The organism is Acidovorax sp. IB03, from assembly GCF_016406015.1.
In the GTDB taxonomy this organism is placed as follows: Bacteria; Pseudomonadota; Gammaproteobacteria; order Burkholderiales; family Burkholderiaceae_C; genus Acidovorax; species Acidovorax temperans.
Genome location: NZ_JAEFCH010000048.1, coordinates 1 through 19,334, shown reverse-complemented (window position 1 = coordinate 19,334; position 19,334 = coordinate 1). Strand labels below are relative to the sequence as shown.

Annotated in this window: 15 protein-coding genes; 12 read left to right on the top strand and 3 right to left on the bottom strand. The window is 61.5% G+C overall.

Annotation, left to right across the window (positions count from 1 at the left end; all coding sequences use genetic code 11):
* Positions 1–36: 36 nt before the first annotated feature.
* From hsdR to IHV84_RS18325, 5 genes are all read left to right on the top strand, one after another.
* Positions 37–2,439 carry an EcoAI/FtnUII family type I restriction enzme subunit R gene (hsdR, locus tag IHV84_RS18345; RefSeq protein WP_198847944.1) on the top strand — a complete coding sequence of 801 codons (2,403 nt, stop codon included), beginning with the start codon at positions 37–39 and terminating at the stop codon, positions 2,437–2,439.
* A 99-nt stretch (positions 2,440–2,538) separates the two neighbouring features.
* A complete protein-coding gene (locus tag IHV84_RS18340; protein WP_198847933.1) occupies positions 2,539–4,017 on the top strand; it encodes a class I SAM-dependent DNA methyltransferase in 1,479 nt (492 codons plus the stop codon).
* 11 nt (positions 4,018–4,028) lie between these two features.
* Entirely contained in the window at positions 4,029–5,720 is a 1,692-nt protein-coding gene (locus tag IHV84_RS18335) for a restriction endonuclease subunit S (RefSeq protein ID WP_198847932.1), read from the top strand.
* Between the two features lie 30 nt (positions 5,721–5,750).
* Complete coding sequence (locus tag IHV84_RS18330) at positions 5,751–6,473, top strand: HipA family kinase (protein ID WP_233100120.1); 723 nt, start codon at positions 5,751–5,753, stop codon at positions 6,471–6,473.
* Positions 6,470–7,306 (top strand): DUF3037 domain-containing protein, encoded by an 837-nt coding sequence (locus tag IHV84_RS18325; protein WP_198847930.1) that lies wholly within the window; start codon positions 6,470–6,472, stop codon positions 7,304–7,306. Before IHV84_RS18330 ends, IHV84_RS18325 begins: the two co-directional genes overlap by 4 nt.
* Positions 7,307–7,360: 54 nt before the next feature.
* Here the strand turns inward: IHV84_RS18325 and gyrB are convergent, their stop codons facing one another.
* The 3 genes from gyrB to dnaA all read right to left on the bottom strand — a co-directional run bounded on the left by gyrB (position 7,361) and on the right by dnaA (position 12,894).
* Positions 7,361–9,976: a DNA topoisomerase (ATP-hydrolyzing) subunit B gene (gyrB, locus tag IHV84_RS18320; protein ID WP_198847929.1), complete on the bottom strand. Its 2,616-nt coding sequence runs from the start codon at positions 9,974–9,976 to the stop codon at positions 7,361–7,363.
* Between the two features lie 176 nt (positions 9,977–10,152).
* The gene (gene dnaN / locus IHV84_RS18315) at positions 10,153–11,271 is read right to left on the bottom strand and encodes a DNA polymerase III subunit beta (RefSeq protein ID WP_044399520.1); all 1,119 of its coding nucleotides are present in this window, start codon (positions 11,269–11,271) and stop codon (positions 10,153–10,155) included.
* A 147-nt stretch (positions 11,272–11,418) separates the two neighbouring features.
* The gene (dnaA, locus tag IHV84_RS18310) at positions 11,419–12,894 is read right to left on the bottom strand and encodes a chromosomal replication initiator protein DnaA (protein ID WP_142082661.1); all 1,476 of its coding nucleotides are present in this window, start codon (positions 12,892–12,894) and stop codon (positions 11,419–11,421) included.
* A 420-nt stretch (positions 12,895–13,314) separates the two neighbouring features.
* Between dnaA and rpmH the strand changes: the two genes are divergently transcribed.
* From rpmH to IHV84_RS18275, 7 genes are all read left to right on the top strand, one after another.
* Entirely contained in the window at positions 13,315–13,449 is a 135-nt protein-coding gene (rpmH, locus tag IHV84_RS18305) for a 50S ribosomal protein L34 (RefSeq protein ID WP_005798102.1), read from the top strand.
* A 63-nt stretch (positions 13,450–13,512) separates the two neighbouring features.
* Positions 13,513–14,001, top strand: a complete 489-nt coding sequence (locus IHV84_RS18300; protein ID WP_142082662.1) for a ribonuclease P protein component — start codon at positions 13,513–13,515, stop codon at positions 13,999–14,001.
* On the top strand, positions 13,998–14,291 hold the full coding sequence (gene yidD / locus IHV84_RS18295; RefSeq protein WP_084601360.1) for a membrane protein insertion efficiency factor YidD: 294 nt from the start codon (positions 13,998–14,000) through the stop codon (positions 14,289–14,291). Before IHV84_RS18300 ends, yidD begins: the two co-directional genes overlap by 4 nt.
* Complete coding sequence (gene yidC / locus IHV84_RS18290) at positions 14,288–15,991, top strand: membrane protein insertase YidC (protein WP_142082664.1); 1,704 nt, start codon at positions 14,288–14,290, stop codon at positions 15,989–15,991. Before yidD ends, yidC begins: the two co-directional genes overlap by 4 nt.
* 122 nt (positions 15,992–16,113) lie before the next feature.
* Positions 16,114–17,541, top strand: a complete 1,428-nt coding sequence (gene mnmE, locus IHV84_RS18285; protein ID WP_198847928.1) for a tRNA uridine-5-carboxymethylaminomethyl(34) synthesis GTPase MnmE — start codon at positions 16,114–16,116, stop codon at positions 17,539–17,541.
* An 84-nt stretch (positions 17,542–17,625) separates the two neighbouring features.
* The gene (locus IHV84_RS18280) at positions 17,626–18,117 is read left to right on the top strand and encodes a Crp/Fnr family transcriptional regulator (RefSeq protein ID WP_198847927.1); all 492 of its coding nucleotides are present in this window, start codon (positions 17,626–17,628) and stop codon (positions 18,115–18,117) included.
* A gap of 111 nt (positions 18,118–18,228) precedes the next feature.
* Positions 18,229–19,218 (top strand): hypothetical protein, encoded by a 990-nt coding sequence (locus IHV84_RS18275; protein WP_198847926.1) that lies wholly within the window; start codon positions 18,229–18,231, stop codon positions 19,216–19,218.
* Positions 19,219–19,334: the final 116 nt, after the last annotated feature.

Here is a 19,334-nt window from a genome sequence, read left to right as displayed (position 1 = left end):
GAAACCGACATCTGCGACCGTTTCATCACACCCGCAATGGTGCAAGCGGGCTGGACGCGCGAACAGCACATCCTGCGCGAATACACCCTGCGCCCCGGCCGCGTGGTGGTGCGCGGCCAGGCGTCGCACCGCGACAAGGCCTCCATGCTGCGGGCCGACTACGTGCTGTTTCACAAGCCCAACGTGCCGCTGGCAGTGGTGGAGGCCAAAGACGCCAAACACTCCGTCGGCGCAGGCATGCCCCAGGCCATTCAATATGCCGAGCTATTGGGCGTGCCCTTCAGCTTTGCTAGCAATGGCGACGGTTTTGTGTTCCGCGATGCCACCCTATCCGATGGCGTGCTGGAGCGCGACCTCACGCTGGACCAATTCCCTACCCCCGCCGAGCTGTGGGCCAAATACTGTGCCTGGAAGGGCTGGGCGCCTGCAGTCGAGCACATTGCCGCCACCGACTACGCCCCCAGCAAAACCCCGCGCTACTACCAGTTGGGCGCTATCAACCGCACCGTGGAGGCCATTGCCGCAGGCCAAAACCGCGTGCTGCTCGTCATGGCCACGGGCACGGGCAAAACCTACACCGCGTTCCAGATCATCTGGCGCTTGTGGAAAAGCGGGGCCAAAAAACGCATCCTGTTTTTGGCCGACCGCAACATCCTCATCGACCAGACCATGGTCAACGACTTCCGTCCCTTCAAGGGCGCGATGGCCAAGCTCAGCCCCCACGCCAAGGGCGTGGAGCGGGTGGACGCTCAAGGCCAGGTCACCATCGAAGACCTCGACCTGGCTGTGAACAAGACCACCAAGGTGGTCGATAAAAGCTACGAGATCTACCTCTCGCTCTACCAGGCCGTCACCGGCACGCAAGAAGAGCGCAACATCTACAAGCAGTTCAGCCCCGACTTTTTCGACCTCATCGTGGTGGACGAATGCCACCGGGGCAGTGCGGCAGAAGACTCCGCCTGGCGCGACATCCTGACCTACTTCGCCAGCGCCACACAGATCGGCCTCACGGCCACGCCCAAGGAGACAGAAGACGTCTCCAACATCGACTACTTTGGCGAGCCGCTCTACACCTACAGCTTGAAGCAAGGCATTGAAGACGGCTACCTCGCGCCCTACAAGGTGGTGCGCGTGGACCTGGACAAAGACACTTTCGGCTGGCGCCCCACCGAGGGCCAGCGCGACAAGTTTGGCCACCTCATTGAGGACCGCATCTACACCGGCGCAGACATGAACCGCAAGCTCGTCATGGAGCAGCGCGACGCCGTGGTGGCCGCCAAGGTCACCGAATACCTGAAGGCCACCGACCGCTACGCCAAGACCATCGTGTTTTGCGAAGACATCGAACACGCCGAGCGCATGCGCAAGGCACTCAGCAACGCCAATGCCGACCTGTGCGCAAACCAGCCCAAATACGTGGTGCAGATCACCGGCGACAACACCGAAGGCAAGCGCGAGCTGGACAACTTCATCGACCCCGAGAAGACCTACCCCGTCATCGCCGTCACCTCCAAGCTCATGAGCACGGGCGTGGATGCGCAAACCTGCAAGCTCATCGTGCTGGACCAGACCATCAAGTCCATGACGCTGTTCAAGCAGATCATTGGCCGGGGCACCCGCCTGCGCGAGGACCTGGGCAAGAGCTGGTTCACCATCCTCGACTTCAAGCGCGCCACCGAACTCTTTGCCGACAAAGACTTCGACGGCGAGCCCGTGCAGGTGTACGAACCCCAGCCCGGCGAGCCCATGGCCCCGCCCCCGCCCGTGGATTGGCCTCCCACCGCCCAGCCCGGTGGTGCGGGCCCTGACGCCTGGCCGCCCACCACCGCAGGCCCTGGCGAGGGCGGCGCAGGCACCGACGCACCCCGCAAATACACCCTGGGCAACAACGTCACCGTGGCCGTGGCGCGCGAGCGGGTGCAACACCTCAATGCAGACGGCAAGCTCATCACCGAAAGCCTGCGCGACTACACCCGCATCAACCTGCTCAAAAAATACGATTCGCTCGACCAGTTCCTGCAAACCTGGCAGCAGGCCGACCGCAAGGCCGCCTTGCTGGCCGAGCTGGAGTCTGAGGGGGTTCTGCTGGATGCCCTGGCCGCTGAGGTCGGCAAAGACCTCGACCCGTTCGACCTGCTGCTGCACGTCGCCTACGACCAGCCCCCGCTCACCCGCCGCGAGCGCGCCCAGCGCGTCAAAAAGCGCAACGTCTTCACCCAATACGGCCCCGTGGCCCGCAAGGTGCTCGACGCCCTGCTCGACAAATACGCCGACGAAGGCATCGCCACCATCGAGAGCAACGAAGTCTTCAAGCTCCAGCCCTTCACCGACCTGGGCAGCCCTGTCGAGCTGGTGCGCAGCTTTGGCGGCCGCCCCCAATACCTCAGCGCACTGCAGGCGCTGGAGCAAGCGCTGTACGCTACGCACCCGGCCCATTAACTGTGTGCCGCTGTGTACTGCCAAATACTCCTGTTTTGATAGCTGCTAGCGCTTGATAGATAAGCGCTAGAGCCTGTTTTTGCTTAAAGCCCGCACCCCATGTCCAACCTCACCCCCGTCATCAAATCCATCCAAGACATCATGCGCCAGGACTCTGGCGTGGATGGCGACGCCCAGCGCATCAGCCAGCTCACCTGGCTGTTGTTCCTCAAGGTGTTTGACGCGCTGGAAGAAGAACTCGAACTCACCCGCGACGACTACCAAAGCCCCATTGCCGAGCACCTGCGCTGGCGCCACTGGGCGGCCGATGCCGAAGGCATGACCGGCGACGCCCTGCTTGACTTTGTGGACAAGCAACTCTTCCCCGCCCTCAAGGGCCTGAGCGCCGACCCGCAGCGCAACCCGCGCGGCTACGTGGTGCGCGGCGTGTTTGAAGACGCCTACAACTACATGAAGAGTGGTCATCTGCTGCGCCAGGTGGTCAACAAGCTGAACGCCATCGACTTCAACCGCCAGGCCGAACGCCACCAGTTCAACGACCTGTACGAAAAAATCCTGCGCGACCTGCAAAGCGCAGGCAACGCGGGCGAGTTCTACACCCCCCGCGCCGTCACCCAATTCATGGTGGACATGACCAACCCCCAGCTGGGCGAAAGCGTCATGGACCCGGCCACCGGCACCGGCGGCTTCCTCGTCTGCGCCATCGAGCACCTGCGCAAACAAGTGCACAACGCAGAGCAAGAAGCCGTGCTGCAAAACAGCATTCGCGGGGTAGAGAAAAAGCAGCTGCCGCACATGCTGTGCGTTACCAACCTGCTGCTGCACGGCATCGAAGTGCCCAGCCAGATCGTGCACGACAACACCCTGGCCCGCCCGCTGCGCGACTACACCGCGGCAGACCGCGTCAACGTCATCCTCACCAACCCGCCCTTTGGCGGCATTGAAGAGCCGGGCATCGAGGCGGGCTTCCCCGCCGACGTGCGCACCAAGGAAACCGCCGACCTGTTCCTGGTGCTCATCCAGCACCTGCTCAAACCCGGCGGCCGCGCCGCCGTGGTGCTGCCCGATGGTTTTTTGTTTGGCGAAGGCGTCAAGGCCCGCATCAAGGAACAACTGCTGCAGCACTGCAACCTGCACACCATCGTGCGCCTGCCGGGCGGCGTGTTCGCGCCCTACACCGGCATCAAAACCAACCTGCTGTTCTTCACCAAAGGCCAGCCCACCCAGCACATTTGGTACTACGAACACCCCTACCCCCAGGGCGTCAAAACCTACAACAAAACCAAGCCCATCCGCATCGACGAGTTCGACGCAGAAAAAGCCTGGTGGGGCACCGAGCAGGACGGCTTTGCCGCCCGCGTCGAAAACGAACGGGCCTGGAAGGTGGGCATCGACCAGATCAAGGCCGCAGGCTACAACCTGGACCAGAAGAACCCCCACATTGGCGAACAGCAAAGCCATGACCCCGACGAGCTGCTGGCCGACTACGCCCGCCTGCAGGCCGAGGCCCAGGCCCTGCGCGATGAGCTCAAGGGCATCCTCGCCCAGTCATTGGCAAAAACAGCCGCTAGCGCTTGAGGAATAAGCGCATGCTGCTATCAAATTTGAATCTACTCGCCACCGCCCCCGGTGGCGTCGCCAAGCTGCGCGAACTCATCCTCACCCTGGCCGTGCAAGGCAAGCTGGTGCCGCAAGACCCGGCCGATGAACCGGCGGGCGTGCTGCTGCAGAAGATTCGGGCGGAGAAGGATCGGTTGATTGCTGAAGGCAAGATCAAGCGGGACAAGCCGCTGGCGGCGATTGCCGAAGAGGAAAAGCCGTTTGGGTTGCCAAAAAGTTGGGAGTGGTCGAGGCTTGGGGCTCTTGCATCAAAACTGACAGACGGTTCTCACAATCCGCCGCGTGACTCGGGAGCTGGCTACCCAATGTTGAGCAGCCAGAACGTATGGGAAGGCGGCGTTGTTGATTTCACCTCCCCTACTCGTTACGTCGGCGAGGCTGACTTTTTGATCGAGAACAGTAGAACTGCGGCAGTGCCAGGTGATGTTCTGCTGACAATCGTCGCTTCGCTGGGGCGTTCTGCAGTTGTTCCAATTGGTGCTCCAGCATTCGTGCTTCAACGTAGCGTGGCTGTTATCCGGTCGGGATTGAATCCGGAGTTTTGCTCACTGTTCTTGCGCTCGCCAGTTGCGCGGGCCTACTACGATTTGCACGGAAAGGGCACTGCGCAAAAGGGCATTTACTTAGGCAAGTTGGGTGCAATGCCCATCGCCGTCCCGCCCCTCGCCGAACAATCCCGCATCGTCACCCGCGTCGAAGCCCTCATGCGCCTGTGCGATGCGCTGGTGGCCAAGGGCCAGCTGGAGGCCGCGCAACACGCGCAACTGGTCAGCACCCTGCTGGGCACGCTCATCGCCAGCACCACGCCCGAAGAACTGGCCGCCAACTGGCAGCGCGTGGCCCAGCACTTCGACCTGCTGCTGGACCGCCCCGAGGCCATCGACGCCCTGGAGCAAACCCTGCTGCAACTGGCCGTGCGCGGCCTGCTCGTGCCCCAAGACCCCACCGACGAACCCGCCAGCGCCCTGCTGCAAAAAATCCGCGCCGAAAAAGACCGCCTCATCGCCACCGGCCAGATCAAACGCGACAAACCCCTGCCCCCCATCACCGACGAGGAAAAGCCGTTTGCGTTGCCGGTGGGGTGGGAGTGGGTGCGCGTCGGTGACGTTGTAGAGCTACTCAACGGTTACGCATTCAAGAGCGAGTGGTTCAAACCGGCCGGCGTTCGGCTTTTGCGCAACGTGAACATCAGTCATGGTCACGTTGATTGGTCGGTGCCAGTCATGCTTGATGCCATTGCCGCCAAGAGCTATGAGCAGTTCGCTCTACGCGCCGGGGATATCGTGCTTTCACTGGATCGTCCCATCATCTCCACGGGCCTGAAGTACGCAGTCATTCGAGATTCTGATTTGCCATGCCTACTGCTCCAGCGGGTAGCGCGACTAACGGCATGTGCCTGTTTATCGTCTGAGTTCCTGCAGCTTTGGCTTAAGTCGGACTTGTTCGTTGGCACTATCGACCCTGGTCGGAGCAACGGGGTGCCACACATATCGACTAAGCAGGTGGCGGGGCTGGCCTTTGCGCTCCCACCCCTCGCCGAACAATCCCGCATCGTCACCCGCGTCACCGCCCTGCGCCGCCTGTGCGCCGACCTGCGCCAGCGCCTGGCCGAACGCCAGTCCGTGCAGGCCCGTCTGGCCGAAGCGCTGCTGATACATTGACGCCCTATGCGCACTGCCCAGCCTACGGTTGTGATTGAAGAGATTCTGGACCGCACCATTCAAGGGGTGACGGAACCCTTTATCTGCCGAGGTGACGATGGACAGGTGTACTTTGTCAAAGGACGTAGCGCGGGCAGGCGTAGCTTGGTATGTGAATGGGTGGCCTCGCAGGTGGCCACGGCGCTTGGTCTGCCAATCGCCGGGTATGTGGTGGCCGAGGTGCCCGAGCAATTGTTGGCCTATAAAGTACGCCCCGACCTTGGCGATTTGGGTAGCGGATTGGTCTTCGCATCGCGTCAACTGCCTCATGTGCAGGAGCTGAGCCTGACCACTCGCGATCTAGTGCCACCCGAACTGGCCCGAGATGTGTTGATCTTTGACTGGTGGGTTCGAAACGAGGACCGGCACTTGACGGCGCGTGGCGGTAATCCGAACTTGCTGTGGGATGTGGCGGCAGATGAACTGGTGGTGATTGACCACAACCAAGCGTTTGATCGTGATTTCCGCCCTGGCCATTTCTTGGAGTCGCATGTATTTGCGGACTACTGGAACGAGGTTTTTGGTGACCATGACCTTCGGGCGACCTATGTGGGCCGCATGGAGACCGTGTTACGACTGCTGGATAGCATGCGTGCTAGCATCCCTAGTTCTTGGTGGTGGGTAGATGACGGGGTTCCTGCGGACGTTTCGTGGGATGAATTGCTCGGCGTTTTGACCCGCTGTCGCCAGCCTGATTTCTGGAATATCCCGTGAACAAGGTCGCCTGTCAGTACGCACTATTGCGCTTTCGCCCGTTTGTAGAAACGGGTGAATTTGCCAATGTGGGCGTCGTGTTATTGGCACCAGAAGCTCGCTTCTTCGGGTTTCGCTTGCTCAAGCGCTACGGTCGCATCACACAGTTTTTCCACCAGCTAGATCGCAAGGTGTATCTCAACGGTCGTGAGCTGTTCAAAGAGGAACTGAACCGCTTTGCTGCGGAGTTGAAACACCTCGCTTTGGATGGTCGCAAACGCACGCCTGACGTCGCTCTGGCCCAAGGATTGTTCGCAGAGTTGGTGCGGCCACGTGAGGCCATGCTGCAGTTTGACGAATTGCGTGTGGCGTTGGCCGACGATCCCAAAGTCAAGCTGAATGCGCTATTTGATTTTTATGTTGAGCGCAATTTCGTCACCAAAGAGTACCAAGAGCGTCTTCTTGAAAGCTCGGTGCGTAAGCTGCTCTATCGGGCGAACGTGGGCGCTGCTTTCCAGGCTGCCAAAATTGGTACGGATGATTTCGAGGTGAATTTCCCATTTGTTCGCAAAGAAGGCGATCAAACTTTGCAAGTCATCAAACCTTTGTTCTTGGCACAACCTGATTCGACCCGTGTGCTGACCCACGGGGGGCAATGGGTCGACAAGGTGCGTCGTTTGCGCAGGCGTGGCGCTTTGCCTGGGCAGGTACTTTTCCCGGTGTCTGCACCCTCGCAAAGCACGAAAGCATTTCATGCTTTTGAAGAGATCCAGGATGATCTAAAGGCTCAAGGAGTAGTCGTAGTTCCTGCAGTGCAAGAAGATCGAATTTTGGAATTCGTAAGAGGCCACTAAAAAAGGGGCTGAGAGCTACTGGCTCTCCGACCCTTTTGCCTTGTCACGCGGAAATCAAACGTCGATGTTCCCAGCGCGCAGCGCATTCGTCTCAATGAAATCGCGCCGTGGTTCCACCTCATCGCCCATCAGCATCGTGAACACGCGATCCGCCTCGATCGCATCGTCGATCTGCACGCGCAGGAGGCGGCGCACGTTGGGGTCCATCGTGGTTTCCCACAGCTGCTCGGGGTTCATTTCGCCCAGGCCCTTGTAGCGTTGGCGGGCGGTGGTGCGTTCGGCTTCGGCAATCAGCCACTTCATGGCCTGGCGGAAGTCGCTGACCTTTTCTTCCTTCTGCTTCTCACCCTCCCCGCGCATTACCTTGGCGCCTTCGGCCAGCAGGCCACGGAAGGTTTCGGCGGCTTCGGCCAGGGCGGCGTAGTCGGCGCCGTGCACGAAGTCTTGCGTGATGACGCTGCTCTTGATGTTGCCGTGGTGGCGGCGGCTGATGCGCAGCAGGGGCTTGTCGGTGCGGGCGTCGAATTCACCGGCCACTTCGGCGGGCGCGCCGGTGGTGTTGAGCTCGCGCAGCTTGGCTTGCAGGGCCACGGCGCTGGCTTCGGCGTCTTGCACGGTGTCGAGCTTGAGGCTCACGCCGTCGGCAATGGCGCGCAGGGCTTCAGCGTCCATGAAGTTGCCCAGGCGGGCGATGACGCTTTCCGCGATCTGGTGCTTGCGCGCCAGTTCGGCCAGGGTCTCGCCGGTCAGGGTTTGCGGGTTGGCGCCGCCGGTGGTCACGCTGGCGTGGTTCAGCGCAATGCGCAGCAGGAAGCTGTCGAGCGCAGGGCCGTCCTTCAGGTACAGCTCTTCCTTGCCCGCCTTGACCTTGTACAGCGGTGGCTGGGCAATGTAGATGTGGCCGCGCTCGACCAGCTCGGGCATCTGGCGGTAGAAGAAGGTGAGCAGCAGGGTGCGGATGTGGGCGCCGTCCACGTCGGCGTCGGTCATGATGATGATGCGGTGGTAGCGCAGCTTGGCCACATCAAAGTCGTCGCCGCCCGTCGTGCCACCGGCCTTGCCGATGCCGGTGCCGAGAGCCGTGATCAGCGTCAGGATTTCGTTGCTGGTGAGCAGCTTTTCGTAGCGGGCTTTTTCCACGTTCAGGATCTTGCCGCGCAGGGGCAGGATGGCCTGGAATTTGCGGTCGCGGCCCTGCTTGGCAGAGCCACCGGCGGAGTCACCCTCGACGATGTAGATCTCGCACATCGCCGGGTCTTTTTCCTGGCAGTCGGCCAGTTTGCCGGGCAGGCCCATGCCGTCGAGCACGCCCTTGCGGCGGGTCATTTCGCGGGCCTTGCGGGCGGCTTCGCGGGCCTTGGCGGCTTCGACGATCTTGCCGCAGATGATCTTGGCGTCGTTGGGCTTTTCCTGCAGGTAGTCGGTGAGCAGCTTGCCCACGATGTCTTCGACCGGCGCGCGCACTTCGCTCGACACCAGCTTGTCTTTGGTCTGGCTGCTGAACTTGGGCTCGGGCACCTTCACGCTGAGCACGCAGCACAGGCCTTCGCGCATGTCGTCGCCGGTGACTTCGACCTTGGCCTTCTTGGCCAGCTCGTTTTCTTCGATGTACTTGTTGATGACGCGGGTCATCGCGGCGCGCAGGCCTGTCAGGTGGGTGCCGCCGTCACGCTGGGGGATGTTGTTGGTGAAGCACAGCACCTGCTCGGTGTACGCGCTGTTCCACTGCATGGCCACCTCGACGCCGATGTGCGTGCCGGGGATGCCGCCGTACGTCTCTGCCGGGCGCTCGCCGGCGGCGTAGAACGAGGTGGGGTGCAGAACGGTCTTGCCCTTGTTGATGAACTCGACGAAGCCGCGCACGCCGCCGGCGCCCGAGAAGTCGTCTTCCTTGCCGCTGCGCTCGTCCTTGAGGCGGATGCGCACGCCGTTGTTCAGGAACGAGAGTTCGCGCAGGCGCTTGGCCAGGATCTCGTAGTGGAAGTCGTTGTTCTCTTTGAAGATTTCCGTGTCGGGCAGGAAGTGCACTTCGGTGCCGCGCTTGTCGGTCTCGCCAGTCACCTTCATGGGGCTGACTTCAAAGCCGTCCACGGTGTCGAGCAGGCGGTTTTGCACAACGCCGCGCGCAAATTCGAGCTGGTGCACCTTGCCTTCACGGCGCACCGTCAGGCGCAGCCATTTGGACAGTGCGTTCACGCAGCTCACGCCCACGCCGTGCAGGCCGCCGGAGACCTTGTAGCTGTTCTGGTTGAACTTGCCGCCCGCGTGCAGTTCGGTCAGTGCGATCTCGGCAGCACTGCGCTTGGGCTCGTGCTTGTCGTCCATCTTCACACCGGTGGGAATGCCACGGCCGTTATCGGTGACGCTGATGGAGTTATCGGTGTGGATGGTGACGACGATGTCGTCGCAGTGGCCGGCCAGGGCTTCGTCGATGGAGTTGTCCACCACCTCGAACACCAGATGGTGCAGGCCGGTGCCGTCGCTGGTGTCGCCGATGTACATGCCGGGGCGCTTGCGCACGGCCTCCAGGCCTTCGAGGATGGTGATGGCGCCTTCGCCATAGCTCTCGCTGGCCCCTGCCTGGTTGGTGTCGATCTTGGTGAGTGTGGGCTCAACATGGCCGGAGACGCCGGTGGCTTCGGGCTCGGAAGGAATGTTGTCAACGGTCATGGTGGGCCTTGGAATCCGTGGAGACTTTGGGAGTCTCGCAATTGGTCAATAAGAGTCAAATCAGCTTCTAGGGCAGATGTAATAAGCGCTAGCAGCTACAAATTAAATAGCAATTTCGGTGGCTTGCAAAAGGGGATACGGCACCCGAAGGTGCCGCATCACGCATGGCGCGCCGGTCAAATGCGCATGGGCATCACCACGTATTTGAAGGTGTCGTTGTCGGGGATGGTCATCAGCGCCGAGCTGTTGCCGTCCTGCAGGTCGATCTTGACCATGTCCTGGCCCATGTTGGCCAGGGCGTCGATGAGATAGGTCACGTTGAAACCGATCTCGATGGTGTCGCCGCCGTAGTCGATGTCGAGCTCGTCCACCGCTTCTTCCTGCTCGGCGTTGTTGGACGCCACGCGCAGGGTACCGGGTTCGATGTTCAGGCGCACGCCCTTGAACTTATCGCTGGTCATGATGGCGGTGCGCTGCAGGCTGGCCAGCAGCGGCGCGCGGCCCAGGGTCACGCTGTTTTGGTGGTTCTTGGGAATGACGCGGTTGTAGTCAGGGAACTTGCCTTCCACCAGCTTGGTCACGAACTCCATGCCGCCAAAGGTGAACTTGGCCTGGTTATTGGCAAACTGCATTTCGATATGGGGCTGGTTCTCGCCACCCGCGTCAGACAGCAGCCGCTGCAGCTCGATCACGGTCTTGCGCGGCAGGATGACTTCCTGCTTGGGCACTTCCACATCCAGCGTGGCGCTGGCAAAGGCCAGGCGGTGGCCGTCGGTGGCGACCAGACTCAGGGTCTTGCCCTCGGCCACAAACAGAATGCCGTTGAGGTAGTAGCGGATGTCCTGCACCGCCATGGCAAACGACACCTGGCCCAGCAGGTCCTTCAGCGTCTTTTGTGGCACGGCAAACACGGGGCCGAAGGCGGCAGATTCCTGCACCAGCGGGAAGTCTTCAGCAGGCAGGCTTTGCAGCGTGAAGCGGCTCTTGCCACCCTTCAAGATCAGCTTGGACTGGCTCGACTCCAGGCTCACGGTCTGGTCGCCGGGCATGGTCTTCAAGATGTCGATGAGCTTGCGCGCGCCCACGGTGGTGGTGAAGTCGCCCGTGTCGCCACCCAGTTCGGCTGTGGTGCGGATCTGGATTTCGAGGTCGCTGGTGGTCAGCTGCAGCGCATTGCCGGTTTTGCGGATCAGCACGTTGGCCAGGATGGGCAGCGTGTGCCGACGCTCCACGATGCCCGCCACGGACTGGAGTACCGCGAGAACCTTGTCTTGTGTTGCCTTCAGGACGATCATGTCATCAACCTCTTGTGGTTTTTAGGACGGTGCTTGGACAGCAGCGGCGCCGGTCGCGCCTCCCCGTGCTGCACAGCACGCCATTTTGCCCTTGAACAGGAGCTGCAAAGTGTTTGGTTTGTAGTAGGCGTGGTTTGCACGGAGGCGTCAGCCTTTGAGCGTCTGCTCCAGCACATGCAGCTGCTGATTCAGCTCTGTCAGTTGCTGGCGCTCCGCAGAAATCTTGCGAACCGCATGCAACACGGTGGTGTGGTCGCGCCCGCCGAACAATTCTCCAATTTCTGGAAGGCTTTTTTGCGTCAGCTCCTTGGCCAGGTACATCGCAATCTGGCGTGGCCGCGCAATGCTGGCCGGGCGCTTCTTGCTGTACATGTCGGCGACCTTGATCTTGTAGTAGTCGGCCACCGTTTTTTGAATGTTTTCCACAGAAATTTGCCGGTTCTGAATGGACAGCAGATCTCTGAGCGCTTCGCGCGCCAGCTGGATCGAAATTTCCTTCTGGTTGAAGCGCGAATACGCCAGGATTTTGCGCAGCGCGCCTTCCAGTTCGCGCACGTTGGAGCGCACGTTCTTGGCCACGAAGAAGGCGACTTCCTCGGGCATCTCCGTGCCTTCAACGCGCGCCTTGTTGATCAGGATGGCCACGCGCATTTCCAGCTCGGGCGGCTCAATCGCCACCGTCAGGCCCGAATCAAAGCGCGACACCAGCCGCTCGTGAATGTTGGCCAAGCCCTTCGGATACGTATCCGAAGTCATCACGATGTGGCTCTTTTTGGCCAGCAGGGCTTCAAAGGCGTTGAAGAACTCTTCCTGCGTGCGATCCTTGTTGGCAAAGAACTGCACGTCGTCGATCAGCAGCAGATCGAGCGAGTGGTAACGCTCTTTGAACTCGTCAAAGGTGCGGCGCTGGTAGGCCTTGACCACGTCGGACACGAACTGTTCGGCGTGGATGTAGAGGATCTTGGCGTCGGGCTTGTCTTGCAGCAGGCGGTTGCCCACAGCGTGCACCAAGTGGGTCTTGCCCAGGCCCACACCGCCGTAGATGAACAGGGGGTTGTACAGGTGCCCAGGCATGCCTGCGACGTGCATTGCTGCAGAGCGCGCCATGCGGTTGGCCGTGCCTTCCACCAGGGTTTCAAACGTGAGTGCGGGGTTCAGCCGGTTGCGGAAAGCGCCTGCGCTGCTGTCATCGCCGCCTCCATTGTTGGCCCCGGGCGTGCTTTGCCCGCCTTGTCCGTGGGTGGTGTCAGAGGCTTGGCTGGAGGATGGTGCTGCGCGCTGGTCTTGGGGCTGCGATGCCGGGCGCACGTAGGTGCGGGTGACGGCTTCGCGCTGGGCAATGGCCAGCTCCAGCGTGACTGGCTGGCCATACAAGCCTTCGAGCAATGCGGCGATGCGGCCTGCGTACTGGGCACGGATCCAGTCGAGTTTGAAACGGTTGGCCACCAGCAAGGTGACCTTGGAAAAATCTTCCGCCACCTGGGCCACCAGCGGCTTGATCCAGGTGTTGAATTGCTGCTCAGGAAGGTCTTGGGCCAGCTGTTCCACGCACGCCTGCCACAGGCCTTGTCCGGCATCTGAGCCTGAGGGTGCGTTGGGATTGCGGTGAGGTTCCTCGGTCATTGCAAGAAGTGTTTTTATTGTGGATAGGAGGAACGGGAAGAGGGGTGCGATTGTAGCTTGTCAAGGAGTTATCCACAATTTGCCGGGCGGTGACTTGGGGGCTGTGCTGCGGGGCTTTGTGGGCCATGTTGAGTCCGTGAAGGGCCTTCATGCGACGGCCAGCAGGTGCGGGAATCGAATGGAAATTCCACCGACCCCCGATGGCTGGAGGGAAGGAAAATTGCGAGGGGCATTGCCAGAACCCAAAGAGGCTGCGATAATTTTGGGTTTCCCTGAATGTGTTCAGGGTGATTTGACCCGGCGCGCCGTTATTTCTGCCCCAGAGGTCTGTGCACACCGCACTGCAATTGCAGCTGCCGGGCACGGGTTTGAGGGGGTTCAAGAGCAGCAGTCCGGAACTGAACCTCAAGGAATAGCAACATGAAACGTACTTACCAGCCTTCCAAGACCCGTCGCGCCCGCACCCACGGCTTCCTCGTTCGCATGAAGACCCGCGGTGGCCGCGCTGTGATCAACGCACGCCGCGCCAAGGGCCGTAAGCGCCTGGCCGTCTAAGGCCAAACCACCCACCGGCCTGCTCCCCGGTTTGTACCGTCAGGTCCTGAACGGGGTGCTCGCATGCAACGGCTGAAAACCCGTCCGCAGTTCCAGGCAGCCATGGCGGGGGGCACTGTCTCCCGTACAGCGCATTTTGCGTTGCACCGCCTGGCACTCACTGCCAGCGACGTGCCAGTGGTTTCCGCGCCACCTTCAGGGCCCGGTTCTTTGCTTCTAGAGCAAGGGCCGCAGGCCCTGTTTGGCGTTTCTGGCGTTTGGCTAGGCGCTATGGTGCCCAAGCGTTGGGCCCGCCGTGCCGTCACGCGCAACACCATCAAGCGGCAGATTTACGCGGTGGGTGCTTTGTTCGAAGCCCGTTTGCCGCAGGCCGCCCATGTGGTGCGCCTGCGCACGGCGTTTGACCGCAAGCAATTCGCCAGCGCCAGCTCGGACCAGCTCAAGCAGGCTGTGCGCGCTGAACTTTTGCAATTGTTTGGTCAGGCAGCCAAGCGTCCGCCGGTTGCTGGCAGCAGTGCACAGCGGGACACCACGGCAGAGACTGCGCCATGATGCGAGCCCTGCTGATCGGTGTGGTCAAAGGCTATCGGCTGATACTCAGTCCCTGGCTGGGATCTGCCTGCCGGTTTGAGCCCACCTGCTCAGCGTATTCTTTGCAAGCCTTGCAGCAGCATGGCGCTGCCGCTGGCAGTTACCTCACGCTGCGCAGGCTGGTACGCTGCCACCCTTGGTGTGACGGCGGCTGCGATCCCGTGCCTGCGGAATTACCGCGTGGCATGCGATTGTTTTCGCGGCTGAACCCTTCCAACACCCAACCATCTTCACCAAAGAAGTCTTCATGAACGACATTCGCCGCACCATCTTGTGGGTGATTTTTGGCTTTTCCATGGTTTTGCTGTGGGACAAATGGCAATTGCACAACGGCAACAAGGCCACATTCTTCCCGTCGCCTGCCGCGGTGGGAGCCGCAGCCCCGGCAGCCGGAGCCTCGGCGCCGCTGGCCGGTGCAGCCAGCGTGCCAGCTTCCACCGCGCCTGCAGTCGCGTCCATCGGCGCCTCGGCCGTTCCCGGAACGCCTGCGCCAGCAGCTCCTGCAGCGCGTGAAAAAATCGAAGTCACCACCGACGTCTACCGCTTGACGTTTGACGGCGAAGGCGGCTCGCTCACGCACGCTGAGTTGTTGAAGCACGCGGACATGACCGACAAGGCGAAGAACTTTGTGCTGTTTGACGAGAGCACACAGCGCGTCTACGTCGCACAAACGGGCCTGATCGGTGGCAGCTTCCCCACCCACAAAACGGTGATGACTGCCGTGCCTGGCCCCCGTGCTCTCAAGGACGGTGAAAACGAGCTGACCATTCGCTTTGAATCGCCTGAGCAAGGCGGCGTCAAGCTGGTCAAGACCTGGACGCTCAAGCGTGGCGCTTACGACATCGCCGTCAAGCATGAAGTGGTGAACGTGGGCAGCTCCGCAGTTTCGCCACAGCTGTATCTGCAACTGGTGCGCGATGGCAACAAGCCGCCAGGAGAGTCTTCGTTCTACTCCACCTTCACAGGCCCTGCGGTGTACACCGATGCCAAGAAGTACCAGAAGATCGAGTTCAAGGACATCGAAAACGGCAAGGTGGACATTCCCAAGGAGTCCCCCAACGGTTACGTAGCCATGGTGCAGCATTACTTCGCCAGCGCCTGGCTGCTGGCTGATGGCGTGCAACGTGAGCTGTTCACCCGCAAGGTGAGCGATAACCTGTACTCGGTCGGCATGATCACGCCACTGGGCAACATCGACCCCGGCACGACCAAGGCGGTGGATGCCCGCCTGTTTGCAGGCCCCCAGGTCGAAACCATGCTGGAGAAGCTCTCCACAGGCCTGGATCTGGTCAAGGACTATGGCTGGCTGGCCATTCTGTCCAAGCCGCTGTACTGGCTGCTCGACCAGCTGCACAAGCTGCTGGGCAACTGGGGCTGGTCCATCGTGGCCCTGGTGCTGTTGCTCAAGATTGCGTTCTACTGGCTCAATGCCAAGGCGTACGCCAGCATGGCCAAGATGAAGGCCATCAACCCCAAGATCATGGAGTTGCGTGAACGCCTGAAGGACAAGCCGCAGCAGATGCAGCAAGAGATGATGCGCATCTACCGTGAGGAAAAGGTCAACCCCATGGGCGGCTGCTTCCCCATCATGATCCAGATCCCCGTGTTCATCGCGCTGTACTGGGTGCTGCTGTCCAGCGTGGAAATGCGCAACGCTCCGTGGATTGGCTGGATCCACGACCTGTCGGCTCCCGATCCATTTTTCATCCTGCCTTTGCTGATGACGCTGTCGTCGCTGCTGCAGACCGCCCTGAACCCTGCGCCGCCGGACCCGATGCAGGCCAAGATGATGTGGTTCATGCCGCTGATCTTCAGCGTGATGTTCTTCTTCTTCCCCGCCGGCCTGGTGCTGTACTGGCTGACGAACAACATCCTGTCGATTGCCCAGCAGTGGATCATCAACACCCGCATGGGCGTGCCACCGCAGTTCAACCTGCCCAAGTTCAAGTGATCCTTTGTTGATCGCGAGAATGCGTTCTCAGAACCTCCAAGGCCGCGCAAGCGGCCTTTTTCATTCCCGAAGGGCCTGCCGTACCGCGATGGCAAGGGCCTGTCTTGTGTAAAGTGCCTGCCATGCTTGCCCGTCACGTTGATCCCATCGTCGCCATTGCCACCGCTCCCGGCCGGGGGGCGGTGGGCATTGTCCGCGTCTCTGGCAAAGGTTTGGAGCCTCTGGTGAAGGCGTTGTGCGGGCGAGCATTACGCCCGCGCGAGGCCACCTACCTGCCGTTTCGTGATGCGCAGGGCCAGGCCATAGACCAGGGGCTGGCCCTGTACTTCCCGGCACCCTACTCCTACACCGGTGAGGACGTGCTGGAGTTGCAGGCCCATGGCGGGCCGGTGGTGCTTCAGTTGCTGCTGGCGCGCTGCCTGGAAGCAGCGCAAGGCACCGCGAGCGCAAGCCCGGTGCTGCCGGGGCTGCGCGTGGCGCAGCCAGGCGAGTTCACCGAGCGGGCGTTTTTGAACGACAAGATCGACCTGGCCCAGGCCGAGGCAATTGCCGACTTGATTGACGCCAGCACCGAGGCTGCAGCGCGCAGCGCCAGCCGGTCTTTGACCGGCGCGTTTTCGCACGAGATTCACGCACTGCGCGATGCACTGATCCACCTGCGCATGCTGGTGGAGGCCACGCTGGACTTCCCGGAAGAAGACATTGATTTCCTGGAAAAAGCCGACGCCCGAGGCCAACTGGAGCGCCTGCAGACTACCTTGGCCCAGGTGCGCCAGCGTGCGCAGCAGGGCGCTTTGCTGCGCGAAGGAATCAAGGTGGTCATTGCCGGCCAGCCAAACGCGGGTAAGAGTTCGCTGCTGAATGCTTTGGCTGGGGCAGAGCTCGCCATCGTCACCCCCATCGCGGGCACGACCCGCGACAAGGTGCAGCAGACCATCCAGATCGAAGGCGTGCCGTTGCATGTGATTGACACAGCTGGCCTGCGCGACAGCGACGACGAGGTGGAGCGCATCGGCATTGCGAGGGCATGGTCAGAGATTGAGGGGGCAGACGCCGTTCTCTTCTTGCATGATTTGTCGCGCATGGACCAGCCTGACTATTTGGCTGCAGATGCGGCCGTGGCGGCTTCCATGCGGCAAAAGATTCCTGCTTCCGTCCCGGTGATCGATGTGTGGAACAAGACTGATTGCACCAGTACTGCTGTGGCGGATGCGGCTGGCTCTGGGGTTGTGAATCGACGTTCGGTTCGAATTTCTGCGCGCACGGGCGATGGTTTGGAAGCCCTGCGGCGCATACTTCTGGAAGTCGCTGGCTGGCAGTCGGCGCCTGAGGGGGTCTATATCGCGCGCGCGCGTCACGTGCAGGCGCTGGCGCAGGTGGACGCTCATCTGGCGCAAGCGTCAGCCCAGTTGCTCATTCCCTCGCCTGCCCTGGATTTGCTGGCAGAAGAGTTGCGGCTGGCCCAGAACGCCTTGGGTGCGATCACCGGAGAGTTCTCCTCCGACGATCTGCTGGGCGTGATCTTCTCCAGCTTTTGCATTGGCAAGTAGCGCTCTCAATCGGGCAGCTTCTTTGTAAAGGGACGTAAGCGGTGCTTGTGTCCGCGCTGTAACGCAGGTACTTTCAGACCCACTATGAATGCCCTAATGTCTACATCCCCTCGCGTTGATCTGCGCGGCCTGGTTGATGCCATCGCCCAAGCTAGCGCAGACGATGCCATGACCAACCCTTTGTCGCCTGCGCAGTGGGAGGTGGTTGCACCTTACCTGCAGCCCATGGTGTTCCCGGCGAGCCACACCGTGTTCAGCCAGGGAGCGCAAGACCGCACCCTGTATCTGGTGGAAAGCGGCACCCTGAGCGTGCATTACCAGGACGAAAAAGAACGTTTGCGCTTGGCCGTGGTGGGCCCTGGCTCGGTGGTGGGCGAGGGCGCATTCTTCTCGCACCGCCCACGCTCTGCCACCGTGCAGACCAGCGCGCCGTGCAAGCTGTGGGCGCTGCACGCCCTGCGCTTCACCGAGCTGGCCAACCGCCAGCCGGCCGTTGCTTTGGCTTTGACAATGGCGGTGGGGTCTGTATTGGCCAAACGCTTGGGCAACCGCAAGCGCCGCGTTGCAGCCACCTGACTTTAGCGACGCTGATGGCGTTGCTGCCGAGGCGAAGTAACCAAGCTGTCTGTACCCCCAGTTAAACTCGCACCGGATTGATTACGAGCGCCCCTTCGAAGAAAGCAAGCCATGTCTCTGTTCAGTTGGTTCAGTCGCAAACCTGCACCACCCAAGGCCAAACCTCGCAGTGCGGGGGCTGAACCATCCGGTTTGTTGAATGCCGATGCCACCGTGCCTCTGGCTCCGGGGCGGCCAGGGCAGCCGCTGCTGCAACCTATTCCCCCTGAACATGCGGCCAACCGCAAAAACGAGCGCATGGAGCGGCGTGAATTGCTCTACACCGTGGTGCGCGATGCCATGGTGCGTGCAGGCGTGCTTTCGGCCAGCTATAAGTTCAAGGTCTTGTCGCTCGATCAGCGAGGTCGCCAGTTTCTGGTGATGATGGATTTGGCCCGCGAGTACGGCGGTGAGACTGCCCGTTTGAGCGAGATCGAGGCGCTGATCGCCCAGACGGCCAAGACCCGTTATGACATTCTGGTCACCGCGGTCTATTGGCGCATCAATGACCATGTGGCCGTGGGCCTGCCGCAAAAGGGCATCACCCCCACGCCGGTGCCGTCTGCTGCCGCGCCACAAGTCGTCGCGCGCAATCCGGTGCCAGCGCCCGCCCCTGCAGCACCCGCACCGGTGCCAGCGCCCGCCCCTGCAGCACCCGCACCGGTGGCTGCGCCAGCATCGTCGCTGCTGTTCCCGGCCGAGCCCGCTGCCCGTTTCCCCACCACGCCCACGGCGCTTGGCCGTACGCCCTCGGGCGCCACTGCGCCCGCCCCGCTGCTGCCCGCGTCCAACACCGGTCCTGCTCCTTTGGCGCCCGCCAGTGCGCCAGCGCGGTTTGAGCCGATCGAGGCTGACGAGGTGGCCGCCTTCAAGCGAGCACTGGCCGACGCTGCCGGCCGTGCGCCGGTAGCGCCTGCGGCCGCTGCGCGCCCCGGTGTGGCCGTGCGCTCAGGCCCCTTGCTGCCCCCATCCCATTCCACTGATTTTGCAGACACGGAAATGCCGGGATCGGATGGGCAGAGTACCGCGCTGAGCACCACCCAGTACGGTGAGTTGAACTGAACGACTGCGTTCCTTGCCCGCTGTGCTGGTAAAAAAGGGAGCCCGTGGGCTCCCTTTTTTATTAGGGCAATGCTGAACAAGTAACGTCATATCCATCGCACAGCCATTTGAATGCC

Bases quoted from the DNA above. Each gene is read 5' to 3' on its own strand.
- hsdR (WP_198847944.1), top strand. From the start codon at position 37: ATGGTGCAAGCGGGCTGGACGCGCGAACAGCACATCCTGCGCGAATAC.
- IHV84_RS18340 (WP_198847933.1), top strand. From the start codon at position 2,539: ATGTCCAACCTCACCCCCGTCATCAAATCCATCCAAGACATCATGCGC.
- IHV84_RS18335 (WP_198847932.1), top strand. From the start codon at position 4,029: ATGCTGCTATCAAATTTGAATCTACTCGCCACCGCCCCCGGTGGCGTC.
- gyrB (WP_198847929.1), bottom strand. From the start codon at position 9,976: ATGACCGTTGACAACATTCCTTCCGAGCCCGAAGCCACCGGCGTCTCC.
- dnaN (WP_044399520.1), bottom strand. From the start codon at position 11,271: ATGATCGTCCTGAAGGCAACACAAGACAAGGTTCTCGCGGTACTCCAG.
- dnaA (WP_142082661.1), bottom strand. From the start codon at position 12,894: ATGACCGAGGAACCTCACCGCAATCCCAACGCACCCTCAGGCTCAGAT.
- rpmH (WP_005798102.1), top strand. From the start codon at position 13,315: ATGAAACGTACTTACCAGCCTTCCAAGACCCGTCGCGCCCGCACCCAC.
- IHV84_RS18300 (WP_142082662.1), top strand. From the start codon at position 13,513: ATGCAACGGCTGAAAACCCGTCCGCAGTTCCAGGCAGCCATGGCGGGG.
- yidD (WP_084601360.1), top strand. From the start codon at position 13,998: ATGATGCGAGCCCTGCTGATCGGTGTGGTCAAAGGCTATCGGCTGATA.
- yidC (WP_142082664.1), top strand. From the start codon at position 14,288: ATGAACGACATTCGCCGCACCATCTTGTGGGTGATTTTTGGCTTTTCC.
- mnmE (WP_198847928.1), top strand. From the start codon at position 16,114: ATGCTTGCCCGTCACGTTGATCCCATCGTCGCCATTGCCACCGCTCCC.
- IHV84_RS18280 (WP_198847927.1), top strand. From the start codon at position 17,626: ATGAATGCCCTAATGTCTACATCCCCTCGCGTTGATCTGCGCGGCCTG.
- IHV84_RS18275 (WP_198847926.1), top strand. From the start codon at position 18,229: ATGTCTCTGTTCAGTTGGTTCAGTCGCAAACCTGCACCACCCAAGGCC.